At 71.0% G+C, this 16,689-nt stretch carries 16 protein-coding genes; 11 read left to right on the top strand and 5 right to left on the bottom strand.

Features of this window, described 5'->3' with window-relative positions:
• The first annotated feature begins 138 nt into the window (after window positions 1-138).
• The 4 genes from D7Y11_RS17370 (at window position 139) to D7Y11_RS17355 (ending at window position 2,932) form a co-directional block, all read left to right on the top strand.
• Window positions 139-942, top strand: a complete 804-nt coding sequence (locus tag D7Y11_RS17370; RefSeq protein WP_172811747.1) for a prolipoprotein diacylglyceryl transferase — start codon at window positions 139-141, stop codon at window positions 940-942.
• Between the two features lie 43 nt (window positions 943-985).
• Entirely contained in the window at window positions 986-1,558 is a 573-nt protein-coding gene (locus D7Y11_RS17365) for a class I SAM-dependent methyltransferase (protein ID WP_120576347.1), read from the top strand.
• Window positions 1,559-1,639: 81 nt separating this feature from the next.
• Complete coding sequence (locus tag D7Y11_RS17360) at window positions 1,640-1,858, top strand: hypothetical protein (protein WP_120576346.1); 219 nt, start codon at window positions 1,640-1,642, stop codon at window positions 1,856-1,858.
• Window positions 1,859-2,098: 240 nt separating this feature from the next.
• Window positions 2,099-2,932 carry an alpha/beta fold hydrolase gene (locus tag D7Y11_RS17355; protein WP_233604997.1) on the top strand — a complete coding sequence of 278 codons (834 nt, stop codon included), beginning with the start codon at window positions 2,099-2,101 and terminating at the stop codon, window positions 2,930-2,932.
• A gap of 13 nt (window positions 2,933-2,945) precedes the next feature.
• Here D7Y11_RS17355 and D7Y11_RS17350 read toward each other — a convergent pair whose 3' ends face one another.
• On the bottom strand, window positions 2,946-3,836 hold the full coding sequence (locus D7Y11_RS17350; protein ID WP_121753358.1) for a DMT family transporter: 891 nt from the start codon (window positions 3,834-3,836) through the stop codon (window positions 2,946-2,948).
• 78 nt (window positions 3,837-3,914) lie between these two features.
• The gene (locus D7Y11_RS17345) at window positions 3,915-4,196 is read right to left on the bottom strand and encodes a rhodanese-like domain-containing protein (protein WP_014400616.1); all 282 of its coding nucleotides are present in this window, start codon (window positions 4,194-4,196) and stop codon (window positions 3,915-3,917) included.
• 87 nt (window positions 4,197-4,283) lie between these two features.
• Here D7Y11_RS17345 and D7Y11_RS17340 point away from each other — a divergent pair, with 87 nt between their 5' ends.
• Entirely contained in the window at window positions 4,284-4,799 is a 516-nt protein-coding gene (locus D7Y11_RS17340; RefSeq protein ID WP_120595009.1) for a GreA/GreB family elongation factor, read from the top strand.
• A 29-nt stretch (window positions 4,800-4,828) separates the two neighbouring features.
• Here the strand turns inward: D7Y11_RS17340 and D7Y11_RS17335 are convergent, their stop codons facing one another.
• Complete coding sequence (locus D7Y11_RS17335) at window positions 4,829-6,583, bottom strand: HAMP domain-containing sensor histidine kinase (protein WP_126934239.1); 1,755 nt, start codon at window positions 6,581-6,583, stop codon at window positions 4,829-4,831.
• A 206-nt stretch (window positions 6,584-6,789) separates the two neighbouring features.
• On the opposite strand from D7Y11_RS17335, the gene D7Y11_RS17330 reads away from it, so the two are divergent.
• The 3 genes from D7Y11_RS17330 to D7Y11_RS17320 all read left to right on the top strand — a co-directional run bounded on the left by D7Y11_RS17330 (window position 6,790) and on the right by D7Y11_RS17320 (window position 12,423).
• Window positions 6,790-9,636, top strand: a complete 2,847-nt coding sequence (locus D7Y11_RS17330; RefSeq protein ID WP_121753360.1) for a PAS domain S-box protein — start codon at window positions 6,790-6,792, stop codon at window positions 9,634-9,636.
• 133 nt (window positions 9,637-9,769) lie between these two features.
• Window positions 9,770-11,290 (top strand): VWA domain-containing protein, encoded by a 1,521-nt coding sequence (locus tag D7Y11_RS17325; RefSeq protein ID WP_120576340.1) that lies wholly within the window; start codon window positions 9,770-9,772, stop codon window positions 11,288-11,290.
• 29 nt (window positions 11,291-11,319) lie between these two features.
• Window positions 11,320-12,423: a hypothetical protein gene (locus D7Y11_RS17320; RefSeq protein ID WP_126934238.1), complete on the top strand. Its 1,104-nt coding sequence runs from the start codon at window positions 11,320-11,322 to the stop codon at window positions 12,421-12,423.
• Window positions 12,424-12,456: 33 nt separating this feature from the next.
• Here D7Y11_RS17320 and D7Y11_RS17315 read toward each other — a convergent pair whose 3' ends face one another.
• The gene (locus D7Y11_RS17315) at window positions 12,457-12,795 is read right to left on the bottom strand and encodes a hypothetical protein (protein ID WP_233607317.1); all 339 of its coding nucleotides are present in this window, start codon (window positions 12,793-12,795) and stop codon (window positions 12,457-12,459) included.
• A gap of 358 nt (window positions 12,796-13,153) precedes the next feature.
• Here D7Y11_RS17315 and D7Y11_RS17310 point away from each other — a divergent pair, with 358 nt between their 5' ends.
• On the top strand, window positions 13,154-13,903 hold the full coding sequence (locus tag D7Y11_RS17310) for a sterol desaturase family protein (RefSeq protein WP_120576350.1): 750 nt from the start codon (window positions 13,154-13,156) through the stop codon (window positions 13,901-13,903).
• A 73-nt stretch (window positions 13,904-13,976) separates the two neighbouring features.
• Here the strand turns inward: D7Y11_RS17310 and D7Y11_RS17305 are convergent, their stop codons facing one another.
• Window positions 13,977-14,915 (bottom strand): dimethylarginine dimethylaminohydrolase family protein, encoded by a 939-nt coding sequence (locus D7Y11_RS17305; protein ID WP_126934237.1) that lies wholly within the window; start codon window positions 14,913-14,915, stop codon window positions 13,977-13,979.
• A gap of 61 nt (window positions 14,916-14,976) precedes the next feature.
• On the opposite strand from D7Y11_RS17305, the gene D7Y11_RS17300 reads away from it, so the two are divergent.
• Together D7Y11_RS17300 and D7Y11_RS17295 are read left to right on the top strand one after the other, a co-directional pair.
• A complete protein-coding gene (locus D7Y11_RS17300) occupies window positions 14,977-15,894 on the top strand; it encodes an iron-containing redox enzyme family protein (protein ID WP_126934236.1) in 918 nt (305 codons plus the stop codon).
• 160 nt (window positions 15,895-16,054) lie between these two features.
• The gene (locus D7Y11_RS17295; RefSeq protein ID WP_120576337.1) at window positions 16,055-16,516 is read left to right on the top strand and encodes a fibril protein; all 462 of its coding nucleotides are present in this window, start codon (window positions 16,055-16,057) and stop codon (window positions 16,514-16,516) included.
• Window positions 16,517-16,689: the final 173 nt, after the last annotated feature.

Genomic DNA, 16,689 nt, shown 5'->3' with positions numbered 1-16,689 from the left:
GGCGTCCGGGTGGGGCTTGCGCGCCCGGCGGGCGGGGAGTGGAAAAAGAGGTGGAGGGAAGCCCGGGATGCGCCGATTGTTCGGCTTCCATCCGCCCGGAGTATGTCCGCGCGGATCCCTGGCCTTTCTGGAGCCCCCTTGATTCCCTATTGGCACGCCCCCTCGTTCAAGCTGGGGCCCCTGGAACTGAACCCCTTCAACGTCTTCGTGGCGGCGGGCATCCTCCTGGCTGCCCGGCTGCTGACGAAGCAGGCGGAGCGCGAGGGGCTGGACCCGAACCCGCTGGCGGACTTCGCGATGTGGGGGGTGGCGGCCGGCATGCTCTTCGGCCACTGGGTGCACCTGTTCTTCTACCACCCGGAGGAGATGTCCAAGAGCCCGTTCCAGATCTTCCGGTTCTGGGATGGCCTGTCGTCCTTCGGCGGCCTGTTGGGCGGCATCCTGGCGGCGGTGGTGTTCTTCCGGGTGAAGAAGCTGCGCTTCAACGACTACGCGGACAGCTTCGCGCTGGGCGTGGCGCCGGGCTGGGCGGTGGCGCGGCTGGGGTGCTTCGCGGTGCACGACCACCCGGGCAAGCTGACGGACTTCTTCCTGGCGGTGCAGTTCCCCAACGGCAACCGGCACGACCTGGGCTTCTACGACGCCATCGTGCTCTTCGCGATCACCGGCCTGCTGTACGCGCTGCGCGACATGCCGAAGATGAAGGGGCGGCTGTTGCCGCTGCTGGCGCTCCTGTACGCGGCGTCCCGCTTCAGCCTGGACTTCCTGCGGGCCACGGACCTGTCGTACGTGGACGCACGCTACTTCGGCCTGACGCCGGCGCAGTACGGCAGCCTGCTGCTGGTGGTGTACGGACTGTGGGGCCTGTTGCGCAAGCAGGCGCCGAGCGCATCCTCGCAGAAGCCGTCCGCGCCGCAGGGCCGGGTGGAGACAGCGCGGTAGCGCGTCCACGTTTCGCATCGTCTCGCAGCAGGGGGGGTACCGCGTGAAGGCACTGGCGTACGACGCGTTGATGGCGCCGCTGGGCTGGGTGGGCTTGAACGCCGCCCGGCGGCAGCTGGTGGAAGGGCTGTCCGGCAAGGTGCTGGAGGTGGGCGCGGGCACGGGCCTGGCGCTGCCGGGCTACCCGGACTCCGTGACGTCGGTGACGGCGGTGGACGTGGACCTGGGAGCGCTGGTGCGCGCGCGGGCTCGACGCAGCGGCGTGGCGCTGCTCCAGGCGGATGCGCAGGCGCTGCCGTTCACGGACGGCTCGTTCGACGCGGTGGTGTCCAGCCTGGTGTTCTGCTGCGTGGACGCGCCGGGCACGGCGCTCTCGGAGGTGATGCGGGTGCTCAAGCCGGGCGGCGAGCTGCGCCTGCTGGAGCACGTGCGGGCGCCGAATCTGGCCGTGGCCACCGCGCAGGACCTGCTGACGCCCGCGTGGCGCAAGCTGACCGGCGGCTGCCGCCTCAACCGCGACACCTTCCGCCTGGTGGAGACCACGGGCTTCCACATCCTCCGGCGCGAGCAGCGCCTGGGCGGTGTGGGCGAGTTCATCTTCGCACGGCGGCCCTGAGCAGGGTTTGACGCGGCTGGAACCGCCAGCCCAGACTTTCATGGAAACCTATCCAGCGCCCCGTGGGCGAGGAGTGTCTCCATGAAGTGGATGGCATGGGTGTCGTGCGTGGTCGTGGCCCTGGGCGTGCTGGTTCCCGTGGTGGCCTGGGCCACGGGGTGGGAACCGGGCCCTTGCGATGTGGAGATCGTCTGCGGTGACGGCAGCACGCTCGCCTGTCATGGAGAGGTCGCCTGCATCTATCGCGGCGGAGTCAACGGCTTCGTGGACTGCGACGGCTTCCGGGGCGACTGTCCGTAGCTCGGGACAAGGGGCTCTTGCGACCCTCCCTGGCAGGTCACTTCCGACCTGCCAGGATGGATTCACACAAGGGATGTCAGAGGTCACTTTAGGATGGCGTGAATCCTCGCGGCGGACCTACCCGCCGCGTCCCATCCCGTGAGGCCCTGACGCATGTTGCGCGCCCTTCGCCCCCTCCTCGCAGTGCTGCTGTTCGCTGGCTGTGGACCCGATGTCGCGTCGGATTCCGCACCCGACCTCGTGAGTGCTCCGGCCGCCCTGGAGGACTCCAGCCGCCATTCGCGTGAGGGTTCCGTGCGGCTGTCCACCGGCGTCACGCTCCGCTACGTGGAGCAGGGCCGCCAGGACGGGCCCGTCGTCGTCCTGCTGCACGGCTATACGGACTCGCATCACACCTGGGACCTGGACCTGCCGCGCTTCTCGCGCGACCTCCACATCTACGCGCTGGACCAGCGCGGTCATGGCGACTCGTCCCGCCCGGCGTGTTGCTACACGCAGCAGGCCTTCGCGAAGGACGTGGTGGCGTTCCTGGACGCGAAGCGCGTGTCGCGCGCCGTGCTCGTGGGCCACTCCATGGGCAGCTTCATCGCGCAGCAGGTGGCGCTGGACTTCCCCAACCGCGTGAAGGGGCTGGTGCTCGTGGGCTCCGCGCCCACCGTGGCGGGCAATGAAGTGGCCCTGGGCCTCAAGGAGATCGTGGACACGCTGACCGACCCCGTGGATCCCGCCTTCATCCATGAGTTCCAGGCCAGCACCTTCTACGCGCCCATTCCGGCGTCGTACCTGAACACGCTCGTCTCGGAGAGCTCCAAGCTGCCCGCGCGCGTGTGGCAGGACGCGCTGGATGGGCTCATCGCGGAGGACCACTCCTCGCGCCTGGACCGCATCCGCGTGCCCACGCTGATCATCGGCGGGGACCACGACGGCTTCTTCTCCGTGGCGGAGCAGCGCGCCCTGGCCCGCGCCATCCGCGGCGCCAAGTACCTGCTCTACCCGGAGACCGGCCACGCGCCGCACGCCGAGCGCCCGCAGCGCTTCGTGAACGACGTGCAGCAGTTCCTCGAGTGCCTGTAGCCGCTCGCGCGACTCAGGCTCCGGCCGTCCCGGGTTCCGCCGGGCGGCTGGAGTCGCTCCGGGCCAGCACCACCACCGCCACCAGGATGAGCAGGCCTCCCAGGCCCTGCCGCACGGACAGGCGCTCGCCCAGGAAGATGGCGCCCAGCACCACCGCCATCACCGGCTCCAGCGTGGACAGGAGCGACGTGTTCACCGGGCCAATGCGCTTGAGGCCCGCGAAGAACGTCAGCATGGCCACCACCGTGGACAGCAGCGCCAGTCCCGCCACCGCGGCCCAGCCTCCCGGCGTCTGGGGAAAGGACGGGCCCTTCACCAGCATCAGCGCCCCGAAGGCAGCCCCCGCCGACAGCGGGACGACGGTGCTCGCCGCGAGCGGCCCCGCCGGCCCCGCGATCCGCGCGCTGGACAGGACGTAGAGCGCGTAGATGACCGCCGACAGCACGCCCAGCCCAATGCCCAACGGCTTCGCGTCCGGGCCGGGGTCCACCGTGAGCGCCGTCCCGCACAGGGCCAGCCCCACCGCCAACCAGCGGCGGCGGCTCAGGTGCTCGCGTCCCAGGGCCACCTGGATGAGGGCCACCAGCGCGGGGAAGAGGTAGAGCAGCAGCGCCACCAGCCCGGCGGACGCGTGCTGGAGCGCGATGAAGTAGACGCTGCCTTCCGTGAAGTAGCCCACCGCGCCCAGCGCCACCAGGCCCCACAGGAGGCGGCCCCGGGGCCACCTTCCGCCCTTCGCGACCATCACGCCCGCGAGCACCAGGCCCGCCAGCGTGAAGCGCAGGAAGAGCAGCGTGGGCATGTCCGTGCCCGCCGCGTAGGCCAGGCGCGCGAACAGGCCCAACGCGCCAAAGGAGGCGCCGGACAGGGCGACGAGGAGAAAGCCGACGGTGCGGGTCTGCATGGCGCTTTGAGCGCGCACGCTGACTGAAGACCCGGCCCGCTGTCACGCGGGCCGGGGACTTGGGCCTACCCGTTCGGCCTACCAGTTCTTCACGGAGCCCAGGTCGAACACGTCCGGGAAGCCACCCTTGCGCAGGAGCTCCGCGGCCACCGCGCTGCGGCCTCCCGCCGCGCAGTACACCACCACGGGCGTGCCCACCGGGCCGACCTCGGAGAGGCGCTGGGCCAGCACCTGCACGGGGATGTTGCGGGCGGCGTCCGGGTGTCCCTGCTGGAACTCCTCCGGGGTGCGCACATCCAGCAGCACCGCGCCCTGGGCGACGAGTTCGTGGGCCTTCTGAGAGCGTTCCTGAGGCGTCATGCGCCCCATTCAACCAAAGCCCGGGGCCCCGTCGGGCTGAAAACTGGAGGCCGCCGCACCGGGCGCTACAGTCCTGTATCGATACCCATGCGACTCGACAAGCTCACCCTGCTCCAGCAACTGTCCGAGCGACTCCAACAGAGCGACCGGCTGGCCCACCGCGCGGAGGCCGATGCCCGCGAGGCCGCCCGCAGCCTCGCCACGGAGTCCGAGAAGAAGGAGGACGGCCGCGCCGCCATCGAGTACGGCAGCCTCGCCACCGGCCAAGCCCAGCGCGCCCGCCGCCTCCAAGAAGAGCTCCAGGCCCTCACCGCCTTCGGCCAGAAGGAGCTGCCCCGCTTCTCGCGCCAGGGGCCCGTGGGCCTGGGCGCCCTGGTGGACTGCAGCACCGAGGACGAGGACGGCTTCGCCGAGCGCACCTTCTTCGTGCTCCCCGCTGGCGCGGGCACCGAGCTCACCGGCCCCGGCGGCGACGGCTTCCTCTCCGTCATCACCCCCAGCTCCCCCGTGGGCCGCGCCCTGCTGGGAAAGAAGGCCGGCGACACCGTGGAGGTGACGCTCGCGGGCGAGGTGCGCGAGTGGACGGTGCTGGAGGTCGCCTGAGCTGAAAGTGACGCGGGCCTACCCGGCGCCTACCCGCCTTGGGTGGGCCCCGGCGCCGCGTGCGCGACGAGCCACTCCTCCGGGATGTCGCCCCGGGGCAGCTCCAGGAGGAACGTGGCGCCCTCCCCCGGCGTGCTCACGGCGCTCACCTTGCCGCCGAACGCTTCGACAATCTGGCGCGTGATGTAGAGCCCCAGGCCCAGACCGCCGTAGTGCCGGTCGCTCACCGCGCGCTCGAAGCGCTCGAAGATGCGCGCCAGGTCGTCCGGCGCGATGCCGATGCCGTGGTCCTTCACGGCGAGCCGCGCCAGCGTGCCTTGCGCCTCCACGCTCACGATGACGGGCTGGCCCGCTCCGTACTTGAGCGCGTTGGACACCAGGTTCGTCACCACCTGCTCCAGGCGCAGCCGGTCCCACCGGCCCACCACCGGCACCGGCGCCTCCAGGCCCAGCTCCGTGCCGGCCTGCGCCGCCGCGGCGGAGAAGCGGTAGAGGATTTCGGCGGCCACGCTCGCCAGGTCCATTTCCTCCAGCTCCAGCCGCAGCCGGCCCGCGGTGATGCGCGACACGTCCAGCAGGTTGTCCACCAGGCCCGACAGCCGGCGCACCTGGCGCTGCACCACGTCCAGCGCGTCCGCGACGCGGTCGGTGGGCACGTCCTTGCCCTCGCGCGCCAGCACCACCACCTGCTTCTGCAGCAGCTGCACCTTGAGACTCAGCGGCGTGAGCGGCGTCTTCAGCTCGTGGCTCGCGATGCCCAGGAACTCGTCGCGCTGGCGCACCGCTTCGCGCGCCTCGCGGTACAGCCGCGCGTTCTCCAGATGGAGCGCGGTGCGGTGGGCCAGCTCCGTGAGGAAGTGCTCCTCCTCCGCGCCAAAGGACCGCAGCACGTTGGAGCGCAGCACCATCAACGCGCCCAGCACGTTGCCGCGCGCGCCCAGCGGCACGCTCAGGCAGCCGTGCGGCCCCACCTCGCGCAGGAGCCGCGCGTGCTCCGCGTCCCGCGCGATGGCCACCACGTGCTCCTCGGACAGGATGGGCAGACGCCCCACCGCCCCGGACGTGAACACCTGGGGCAGCCCGCCCGGCACGGAAGGGTCCGGCGGATAGCGCGTGAGCAGGTCTCGCAACAGCGCGTGCCTTCCTGAGTCCGCGTGCAGTGACGCCGCCACGCGCAGGACTTCATCGCCCACGGCGCCCGGCGTCCGGAGGACGAGCAGGGCCCCCTCTCCCAGCGCGGGCACCAGCAGCTTGAGCAGCGGCTCCAGCTGCGCCTCCGCGGCCACCGACGTACCCAGGAGCGCCCCGGCCTCCGCCAGCAGGCGCGACACATCCAACAGGGACTCGGGCACCGCCTCCACGGCATGCGTGCGCAGGAGCGCCGCGGCCACCTGCCCGTCCCCGCCCCGCACCGGCACCGCGTTGCAGCGCAGCACGGCGCGCGTCCCATCCGGACGGAGCACGTGCCACAAGGACGCGTCCACCGGCTCGCCCGCCAGCGCTCGCGCCAGCGGTGAGTCGCCCGGCGGCAGCGGTGTGCCGTCGTCCCGCACCCATTCACACCCAGGCAGGCGGGCGTGCTCGATGTGGAGGGGGACCGGAATGCCGAAGTGCGCCGCGGCTTGTGAGTTGAAAACAGTCACACGGCCCGTGCATTCAACGAGCACAACGCCTTCGGCGTCCATGACGCGCGTTGACAGGGGCAAGCCATCCCCATCCGTCACGCGGGCCTCCGAGGCTGGAGTGGTGATGCCGGACATGCCAAGGCTTTCCGCACGCATCATGGTGTCATCTCCGCCTCCCGGGAAGAAAGGAAGACAGGACCCGCAGCCCACTCCATCCTCAAGGACAGGGAATGCTTCCCATCCTCACGCTCTTCCCGCGGGCCCCCTTGCCTGCATGACGGCGATCCTCAATCGTTCGACTGTCTACGTGCGCGTCGCGGATGTTCCGCCCGCACGGCCAAGTTCTTCCACCGTGAGTCCTCCGCATGCAGATGCCGTTCACCCGGCCTGACGGCACCACCCCCACCGAGCGCCGCTTCCGTCAGGTCATCGACACGCTCCAGGAGGTCGTGTTCCAGACGGACACGGCGCGCACGTGGGTCTTCCTCAATCCCGCGTGGACCGAGGTGACAGGCTTTCCCGTGGAGGAGAGCCTGGGCCGCTCCGCGCTGGACTTCGTGCACCCGGACGACCGGGAGCGCACGCTGGAGGTGTGCAAGACCCTGCTCACGCGCGAGCGCGAGTTCGTCCAGCACGAGGTGCGCTACCTCACGCGCGACGGCGGCTTCCGCTGGGTGGACGTCTTCGCGCGGGTGACGGTCGACGAGGACGGCACGCTGCTGGGCATGGCGGGCACGCTCAACGACATCACCGAGCGCAAGCGCACGAGCGACGCGCTCGCCCGGCGCGAGCGCTACCTCACCGCCCTGGTGGACATGCAGCAGCGCCTGCTGTCGGTGCCGGAGGGCGGCGACCTGTACAGCCCGGCGCTCGCTCCGCTGGGACAGGCCTCCGGCGCCAGCCGCGTCTACGTCTTCGAGACGTACACCAACGCGCAGGGCACCCTCATGTGCAGTCAGCGCGCCGAGTGGTGCGCGCCCGGTGTCACGGCGGAGATCGACAACCCGATGCTCCAGGACCTGCCCATGCGGCCCATCCTGGGGCGCTGGGCGACCGTGCTGGAGCGCGGCGAGGTCGTCACCGGCCGCGTGGCCACCTTCCCCTCCGTCGAGCGGGACCTCCTGGAGCCGCAGGGCATCCTCACGCTGCTGGTGCTGCCCCTGCGCGTGCAGGGCCGGTTGGTGGGCTTCGTGGGCTTCGACAACTGCTTCGAGGCGCGCGAGTGGGACCGCCTGGAGGTGGACCTGCTGTCCGCGGCCAGCGGCGCCATCTCCGTGTCGCTGGAGCGCCGCGCGTCCGAACGGGCGCTGCGCGAGCACGAGCACCGCTTCCGCCAACTCGCGGAGAACGCGTCCGACGTGCTGTACCTGTACCGGAGGGAAGCGCCGCGCGGCTTCGCGTACGTCAGCCGCGTGGCGCACGCCAAGCTGGGCCTGGGGCCGGAGGCGCACTACACGGATCCGGAGCTGTGGTACCGGCAGGTGCACCCGGATGACCGGGCCGCGCTGGAGCGCGTGCTGGAGTCGCCCCAGTCCCTGGACGGCGGGACGGTGGAGCTGCGCTTCCTGCGCCCTGACGGCAGCCTCCTGTGGCTGGAGCACGTGGTGGCGCCGGTGACGGACACCGCGGGCCGCGTGGTGGCGGTGGAGGGCCTGGCGCGCGACATCACGGAGCGGCGGGAGGTGGAGGAGGCGCTGAAGCGCTCCGAGGCCAGCCTGCGCGCGCTGATGGAGGGCTTCCCCGACCCGGCGGCCATCGAGCGCGACGGCCACATCGTCTACGCCAACGCGGTGCTCGTCACCACGCTGGGCTTCGCGCGCGCGGAGGAGCTGGTGGGCCGCCGGCTGTCGGAGTTCCTGGCGGACGTGCCGGGCACCGGCGTGGCGTCCGTGGACAGCACGCCGCTCACCAGCGAGCGGCGCCTGGTGCTGCGCGACGGGCGCACGCGCGTGGTGGAGCTGGCCTCGCTACCCCTGCGCTTCGACGGTCAGCCCGCGGTGGTGTCCATCGCGCGCGACGTGACGGAGCAGCGCCAGTTGAAGGCGCGGCTGACGCTGGCGGACCGGCTGGCGTCGGTGGGCACGCTCGCGGCGGGCATCGCGCACGAAATCAACAACCCGCTGGCCTTCGTGGTCTCCAACCTGGGCTTCCTGTCGGACGAGTTCCGCCATCACCTGTCCCCCGGACCCGGCGTGCGCGGCGTGCGCCCGCCGGACGTGGCGGAGTGGCAGGAGGTGCTGGGCGAGGCGTGCGAGGGCGCCGAGCGCGTGCGCCAGATTGTCCGCCAGCTGAAGACGTTCTCGCGGCCGGATGAAGAGCGCATGACTCCGGTGGACGTGCACGCGGTGCTGGACTCGGTGGTGATGATGGCCGCCAATGAAATCCGGCACCGCGCGCGGCTGCGCCGGGAGTACGGCACCGTGCCGGAGGTGATGGGCAACGAGGGCCGCCTCTGCCAGGTGTTCCTCAACCTGGTGGTGAACGCGGCGCAGGCGATTCCGGAGGGCTCCGCGCATGAACACGAGGTGGTGCTCGCCACGCGCGTGTCCGGCGGGCAGGTGGTGGTGGAGGTGCGCGACACGGGCATCGGCATCCCGCCGGAGGTGATGGGGCGCATCTTCGACCCGTTCTTCACCACCAAGCCCGTGGGCGTGGGCACCGGCCTGGGGCTGTCCATCTGCCACGGCATCATCACGGGACTGGGCGGCGACATCCAGGTGGACTCCACCGTGGGCAAGGGCAGCACGTTCCGCGTGGTGCTGCCCGCGCCCCGGCCCGAACCGGTCGTCCGTCCGCCGGAAGCCCCGCTGCCCGCCGCGCCCGTGGTGCCGCGAGGCCGCGTGCTGGTGGTGGACGACGAGCCCGCGGTGGGCCGCGTGCTGCAGCGGCTGTTGCGCGGCCATGACGTGGAGGTGGCCACGAGCGGCCGCCAGGCGCTGGAGCGCATGTCGCAGGCGCCGGGCTTCGACGCGGTGCTGTGCGACGTGATGATGCCGGACCTCGCCGGCCGCGACGTGTACGAAGCCGTGCGGCGCGACCACCCGGGCCTGGAGCGCCGCTTCGTCTTCGTGTCCGGCGGCGCCTTCACCGCGGGCGCGCGCGATTTCCTGGAGCACATCCCCAACCCGCTCCTGGAGAAGCCCTTCGACGAGGCGCGCGTGCGAGGCGCCGTTGAGGAGCTGGTGCGCCACGGGCCGCCTGACGCGGCCTGACGCCGGGGAACGCCGACACGGGGCCCCATCGGTCATCGGGAGGAGGGTCCTCCCACTGACCGATGCGCCCGCGTGACGGGTCTGCGAGCGTGTGCTCGTCCGCTCGCACCCCTTGGGGGAAGGTCCGCCGCGCATGAACCGCACCAAACTGTTGCTGACTCTCGCTGGCCTGCTGTTCGTGGGCGCGCTCGCGCTCGACGCGCGCTCGTTCTTCGCGAAGACCTCCTCGCACCCGCCGGTCGTCGAAGAGCGGCTCCCCAACGGACACCTGCGCCGGACCCCGCTCCGCTCCCCGACCGTGGCCACCAGCCCCGTGGACCAGACCCACACCGTGATTCAGCCGGATGAGGCGCCCATCCAGGGCGTGCTGCCCGTCGTCCTGGGCCAGCCCGCGTCCGGCAAGGCCGGTCCGGTGGAGCTCACGGGCAAGCTGTCCGGCGCGTACGTGAAGACGGGCCCGGGTGAGGCCTTCGCCGTGTTCGAGCTGTCGGCGCGCATGCCGGAGAAGGTCCAGCGCGTGCCGGTGAACCTGTCGCTGGTGGTGGACCGCTCCGGCTCCATGGATGGCGCCAAGCTGACGGACGCGAAGCGCGCCGCGCAGGAGCTGGTGCGGCAGCTGCGCGACGGGGACCGGTTGGCGCTGGTGCACTACGGCTCCGACGTGAAGGTGGTGCCCAGCGTGGAGATCAACAACACCACGCGCCGCGAGCTGTTGAGCACCATCGACGCCATCCAGGTGAATGGCGGCACGCACATGAGCGGCGGACTGGTGGCGGGCGCGGAAGCGGTGCGTGCGTACGCCAGGCAGTACCGGGTGACGCGCACCATCCTGCTGAGCGACGGCGAGCCCACCGAGGGCGTGACGTCCAACGCGGGCCTCTTCTCCGAGGTGGGCAAGCTGCGCGATACGGGCATCACCGTGAGCGCGCTGGGCGTGGGCAGCGGCTTCAACGACACGCTGATGCGCGGCATGGCCGAGCGCGGCGGCGGCTTCTCCGGCTTCGTCAGCGACTCCTCGGAGCTGGCCGCCATCTTCACCCGTGAGCTGGAGCAGGCCGCCAGCACCGTCGCGCGCAACGTGAGCATGACGCTGACCCTGCCGCCCGGCGTGAGCGGCGTGGAGGTGATGGGCCTGCCGTCCACCCGCGACGGCAACGTCGTGCGCATCCCCCTCTACGATTTGACGGGCGGCCAGTCCGCGCGCGTGGTGGTGAAGCTGACGCTGGACGCGCCCACGAACGCGGCGGACATGAACGTGCTGGACGCCTCCGTGTCGTACGTGGACGTGGCGGCGGACCTGCCGTCGCAGGTGACGGTGGCCCTGGGCGCGAAGGTGACGAACGACGTCCAGGTGGTGCACGCGAACCTGGACCGCGATGTGCGCGTCCATGCCATCCGTGCGTTGGGTACCCAGCAGCTCCAGGCGGCCGCGGAGCAGATGCAGAGCGGCAACCGGGAGAGCGCGCTCAGCTTCCTGACCAACGCGCGTAAACTGTTCGGCGCTTCGGCGTCCGCGCTCGCAGGAGAGCTTGCGGACGTGGACAAGACCCAGGCAGCCTATGGCAGTGCCCAGAGTGACTCCGACGTCCGCCGCGAGGCGCTCGACCTCAAGAAGAAGACGATGAAGAACTTCGGGCAGAGCAACAGCTACTAGTCCCCCCGTCGTACGGAGCCCGGTGCGCCATGTCCCTCTCCATCCAACTCATCCGGCGGGAGGACTTCGAGTCGCGCTGCCTCTACGCGCTCGTGGGCGCCGGGGCCATGGCGCTGGTGGCCGGCGTGGCGCGGCAGGTGCTGCGCGTGCCGGTGGAGCCGGGCTACTTCGCGCTGATGGCGGCGGCCATCACCGCGGTGAAGCCGAAGGCGGCGGAGAACCTCCTGGTGCGCGCGGGGATGGTGCTGCTGCCCGCCCTGCCTTTTGTGCTGGGGCTCGGGTCTCCCTGGACACACGCGGTGGCGGGAGCCATCGCCGCGGGGCTGCTGGCGTGGCGGGGCAACGGGCGCGACAGCCTGGGCACGCCGCTCCAGGTCGCGCTGTGCGCGGGGGCCGCGGCCGTCACCACCGCGCTGGGCCTGTACGTGCACCAGGTGCTCGACGCGCGCTTCCTCCCGGCGTGGGGCTACTTCCCACTGATGGTGGACTACGCCGTGGTGGCGCTGTTCTGGAGCATCGGCACGCTGCCGGCGAACCTGGCCATGGACCTGGACGCGGTGGCCACCCGGGGCATGCGCCTGGAGGCCACGCTCTCCGGTGAGGTGCGCGGCCTGGTGGCCCGGGCGCTCACGCTCTACCGTCAGTGCCAGGACGAGGCGCACAAGCTGGCCCGGGGCCCGGGGCTGGAGAAGCTCCAGGCCGTGCTCGGAAAGCTGGCCCGGGACGTCTTCACCCTGGCCGAGTCCCACACCGAATTGGAGACGCAGCTGTCCTCCGCGTCCCAGGGGAGCGTGGACTCGCAGGTGCAGGAGTTGAAGAAGCGCGCCCAGGACGCGCAGGACGGCGTGGCCCGGCGCCAGTTGGAGCGCGCCGCCGCGTCGCTGGGTGAGGAGCTCAACCACCTGGACGCGCTGTCGCGCAGACAGGAGCGCCTCTTCGCGCAGCTGCACGCACAGGTGGCCCTGCTGGAGCGGGCCCGCGTGTGCTTCATCGGTGCGCGCGCCGCGTCCCCCCTGGACGGCGGCGGCGACCGGGTCCAGGCGCTGGCGGAGAAGCTCTCCGCGCTGGACCTGGAGTCCTCCGGCCCGGAGGGAGCGGCGCAGCCCGCGCGGGCTCCGGCGCTCCGCTCCTGAAGACCGGGCCTTGGGGGCCTGTGGGGCCGCGCCCTACTTCGCCGACGCGCGCGTGGAGGCGCGGGTGCGCTTGCGAGCCGGTGCGGCGGCCTTCTTCGCGGCGACGCGGGGCGCGTGCAGCTCGCTGGCGATGCGCTCCTCAATCTCCTCGCGCGTGCGGCGGCTGACCTCCAGCGCGGCGTTGATGCGCTCGCGCACGATTTCGGCCTGAGCCTCCGCGGCGGCCCGGTACTCCGCGACGTCCCGGCGCAGCTCCAGGCGGCCCGCGCTGGGAGCGACGCCCGCCGTCTTCCGGGTGGCCGTCTTCCGCCGCGCGGGGCGTTCCCCCGCCTGGGTCCCACTGCCCTGTTGTCCCTGTGCCTTGCGCGCCATCTGTCTGCCCCCTCGCGCGATCGCTCGCGCCTGTGGGCGGAAAGGTGGGGTGTGGACTTCCCGCACGGAAGTCCGCCTCCGGGTCGGATGAGGGGCGGGCAGCCAGACATTGTGCGGGCGCGGCAACAGTGGAACTTCTCAACGCCTCCAGGAAGGCGCTAAGAGAGCCCTCACCGTTCCTGGGCCAAGGGGTCTCTTGACTGATAGCTCAGGAACCACCGCATCACTCCCAAGGGCCGGGATGCGAGCAAGCCTTCGCGCCACGCGCACCCGGCAACCCGGGACTCGCGGCGGAGCGGATAGTGAGGGAATCCCCGTGGCGGTCTCTTTCCTGAACCGGAAGCACAACCTGGACCGGATGTCGCTGCGCGACCTGGTCTACTCGTTCTTCACCTACTACGCCGTCGTCGCCTACATCCTCATCGGCATCACCTGCATCGTGCTGTCGGTGAAGTGGTTCGACGCGCCGGTGCGCATGGGCGCGGCGGTGTTGCTGGCCACGGTGGCGTACCCGTTCGGCTGGTACCTCATCCACCGGTACATCCTGCACGGCCGCTTTCTCTACAAGTCCGCGGCGACGGCGGTGACCTGGAAGCGCATCCACTTCGACCACCACCAGGACCCGCACGACCTGCGCGTGCTCTTCGGCGCGCTGCACACCACGCTGCCCACCATCGCGCTGGTGCTCACGCCCATCGGCTACCTCATCGGCGGCCGGTCCGGCGCGGCGGCGGCGCTGGGCTGGGGCATGGTGACCACGTGCTTCTACGAGTTCTGCCACTGCATCCAGCACCTCAACTACGCCCCGCAGCAGAAGTGGCTGAAGGACATCAAGCGCCTGCACATGTCCCACCACTTCCACAATGAGCAGGGCAACTACGGCATCACGAACTACTTCTGGGACCGCGTGTTCGGCACGCTGTACGAGAAGGCCTCCGACAAGCCCAAGAGCGCCACCGTCTTCAACCTGGGCTACACGGCCGAAGAGGCTGTGAAGTACCCCTGGGTGGACAAGCTCTCCGGCGGCACCCGTGGCGACGGTCACCCGCGCCGCTTCCAGCAGGCCGAAGGGCTGAGCGCGCCGGAAGTCACCAGCGAACAGTCCTGAGGCTTCCTCCCCGCTTCACCCCGGACCTCCCCGCGCGCTTCGTCGCCCGGGGAGGTCTTCGTTTTGGCGCAGGTCACGCGGAGAGCTGCTGGGCCAGGTCCTGCTCCTGCTCCTCGCGAAAGCGCCGGGCGGACAGGGGCGACAGGGTGTGCACGCGCGCCACGAGGCACGCCGCGCTGCCGCCGGCCAGGTGGAACTGATCCAACCGCACGCTGACGGGCCGGCGCCCCAGGCCGCGCAGCACCGCCTCCACGCGAGGCACGCGCGCGCCGACGATGACGGTGTTGCCCACCTCCACCAGATTGAGCCCGAACGCGAGCGCGTCCTCCCGCGCGATGGGAATCACCTGCTGGATGCCCTCCGCGCGCTCCAGCATGCGCAGCGACTCCGGCGTGAAGGCCTCCGGACACACCAGCGCGGTGCCGTCGGACAGGACGGTGAGCGCGGTGTCCAGGTGGTAGAGGTACGGGTCGCACAGCTCCAGCGGCGTGACGGGCGCGGAGAGGAACGCCTCCAGCACGCCCGCGGCGCGCTGCGTGGAGCGCATGCCCCAGCCCAGGAGGGCACCCCGGCCCACGGGCAGCATGGCCACATCACCCCCTTCGATGTGCACGCGCGGCGGCTCGATGACGTCGAAGCCGCGCGCGGACAGCCACCGGGCCCGCGCGAGTTGTTCACCGCGGCGCTGACCGTGGCGCATGGTGGCCAGGAGGGCCCGCAGCTCGCCTTCCTGGGAGACGAGCACCGCGTTGTCCTTGGCGAACACGGAGTCGAACGCGCCGTGGACGAAGGGCAGTTCGAAGAAGCCCGCGCCTGCTTCACGCAGGGCACGCAGGAACTCGCGGTGCTGCGTGCACGCGCGCCGCAATGCGACGGCGCCGGGCTTCATATGCGGATTGATGTTCCATGCGACCTGATACGCGCAGTCGCGGGAGCGGACGTGGTCCTTCTCGCAACGCACCTGACTGACGGCGAAGGTGGCGGGAGCGATGTGGCCGGTGTGCAAGGTCATCCCCATACATGTGACCGGAAGGCACTCCCGCCTTCCGGTATGTGTAGAGAGGGTGCGCACCATGAGCGGGCTTGGCGAGGTGGCTGGGGAAGCGGGGACGGAGGACGCACGCCTGTCCGAACGGCTTCACCGGACCCTCTTGCGCTTCAACCACGCGCGACTGGCACCGGGGTTTCCCACCGAGGGCTGGCGGGCAGCCGTGCAGGAGGAGACGCAGTTGCGGTTGCTCGAAGGTGAGTACGTAGAGGCGGAGCGACAGCGCGTGGCGGCATGGGCCGCCGAGGCACCGGAGGACGCGGACGGGTTCATCGCGTGGTTCGAGGACCTGAAGGATTCCGGTCCCGGACAGCATGATCCGCTGTTCCCGTGGCTCGCCACGCAGGCGACGCGTGAACAGATGGACTGGTTCCTCACGCAGGAGGTCGCGGGCGAGGCGGGCTTCGACGACCTGGTGGCGCTGACGCAGCTGCAGCTGCCCACTCGGGCGAAGCTGGAGCTGGCGCGCAACTACTGGGACGAGATGGGCCGCGGGCGCGAGGACGCGATGCACGGACCGATGCTCGCGGAGATGGCGCGGAAGCTGGGGTTGAAGCCCACGGACGAGGACACGGTGTGGGAAGCGCACGCGCTGGCGAACCTGCTCTGCGCGTTCGCGTTCAACCGCCGCTACACGTACCACGCGGTGGGCGCGCTGGGCATCGTGGAGGAGACGGCGCCGGGCCGCACCGCGTGCGTCAACGAGGGCCTCAAGCGGCTGGGGTTCGACATGCGCGTGCGGCGCTATTACGCGCTGCACTCCACGCTGGATGTGAAGCACTCCGAGACCTGGAACAAGGAAGTGCTGCGTCCGCTGGTGGAGGCGAACCCCGCGTGCGCGAGACCCCTGGCGGAAGGGGCGCTCTTGCGGCTGACGGCGGGCGCGCGATGCTTCGAGCGCTACCGCCACGAGCTGGGCCTGGACCTGAAGTCGCTGAGCTGAAGAAGCGCAGCCTGGCCGTCCTTCCCCCCCGGACCTTGCGCGTGTGCGCTGGGCTCGGGGGTGCGTTTCCCGGAGGACGGTCCGTGCGGGGGATGGGGATGCGCGGCAACCGGGGCGGACGCCAGCTTGGGGCGTTTCCCAGGCCGAGCTGGAGGTCCCGATGTCCCTGTTCCGATGCATCCCCGCCGCGGTGTTGCTCCTGACGGCGTGCGCTTCCCCGGGCACGTCCATGCAGGAGGTGATGCACCGCACCGCGCCCCTGCTGCCGAAGCGGCCGGATCCGCTGACCTACGGCACCCGGCCGGAGAACCCGGTGCGGGTGGGCTGGGGCGACAAGGGCGTGATGGCGTACTTCAAGCTCTTGCGCGGGCCGGAAGGCCAGCCGGTGGCGTGGCGCCGCATGGGCGACTGCTGCGAGTTCACCCAGGTGGATGGACAGGGCCAGGGGAAGGGCCAGCTGTCCATCTTCGAGGTCACGTACGACGGGCTGGACACGCCGGTGGTGCTCTACGTGGACGCGTTCACCGGCGGGAACGTGTACGCGCCCTGGGGCTTCCTGCTGGAGGGCCAGGGCGACACGCCGCCCGCGTCCGGGATGGAGCCGGAGGTCATCGACCTTTAGGCGCCGCCCGACCTACCCCATGATTCCTTGAAAGCTCCGAACTCTTGCGTCCTCAAAGCATGAGGCCCCCTTCCTGGGGGGGCCGTCGTGCCTAGATGCAAGGGTCGACAGGAGTATGACTTTCCCCCGGCTGTTGATCGTCACGCTGGCAACCTCCTTTCGTGCATGGGAGG

This window comes from Corallococcus sp. AB018 (genome assembly GCF_003986945.1).
Lineage (GTDB): Bacteria > Myxococcota > Myxococcia > Myxococcales > Myxococcaceae > Corallococcus > Corallococcus exiguus.
Note: the sequence above shows the minus strand (reverse complement) of the source record. Positions and strands in the feature narration are given on the sequence as shown.

Bases quoted from the DNA above. Each gene is read 5' to 3' on its own strand.
- D7Y11_RS17345 (WP_014400616.1), bottom strand. From the start codon at position 4,196: ATGACGCCTCAGGAACGCTCTCAGAAGGCCCACGAACTCGTCGCCCAG.
- D7Y11_RS17360 (WP_120576346.1), top strand. From the start codon at position 1,640: ATGAAGTGGATGGCATGGGTGTCGTGCGTGGTCGTGGCCCTGGGCGTG.
- D7Y11_RS17300 (WP_126934236.1), top strand. From the start codon at position 14,977: ATGAGCGGGCTTGGCGAGGTGGCTGGGGAAGCGGGGACGGAGGACGCA.
- D7Y11_RS17335 (WP_126934239.1), bottom strand. From the start codon at position 6,583: ATGATGCGTGCGGAAAGCCTTGGCATGTCCGGCATCACCACTCCAGCC.
- D7Y11_RS17320 (WP_126934238.1), top strand. From the start codon at position 11,320: ATGTCCCTCTCCATCCAACTCATCCGGCGGGAGGACTTCGAGTCGCGC.
- D7Y11_RS17310 (WP_120576350.1), top strand. From the start codon at position 13,154: ATGTCGCTGCGCGACCTGGTCTACTCGTTCTTCACCTACTACGCCGTC.
- D7Y11_RS17295 (WP_120576337.1), top strand. From the start codon at position 16,055: ATGTCCCTGTTCCGATGCATCCCCGCCGCGGTGTTGCTCCTGACGGCG.
- D7Y11_RS17325 (WP_120576340.1), top strand. From the start codon at position 9,770: ATGAACCGCACCAAACTGTTGCTGACTCTCGCTGGCCTGCTGTTCGTG.
- D7Y11_RS17330 (WP_121753360.1), top strand. From the start codon at position 6,790: ATGCAGATGCCGTTCACCCGGCCTGACGGCACCACCCCCACCGAGCGC.
- D7Y11_RS17340 (WP_120595009.1), top strand. From the start codon at position 4,284: ATGCGACTCGACAAGCTCACCCTGCTCCAGCAACTGTCCGAGCGACTC.
- D7Y11_RS17315 (WP_233607317.1), bottom strand. From the start codon at position 12,795: ATGGCGCGCAAGGCACAGGGACAACAGGGCAGTGGGACCCAGGCGGGG.
- D7Y11_RS17305 (WP_126934237.1), bottom strand. From the start codon at position 14,915: ATGACCTTGCACACCGGCCACATCGCTCCCGCCACCTTCGCCGTCAGT.
- D7Y11_RS17350 (WP_121753358.1), bottom strand. From the start codon at position 3,836: ATGCAGACCCGCACCGTCGGCTTTCTCCTCGTCGCCCTGTCCGGCGCC.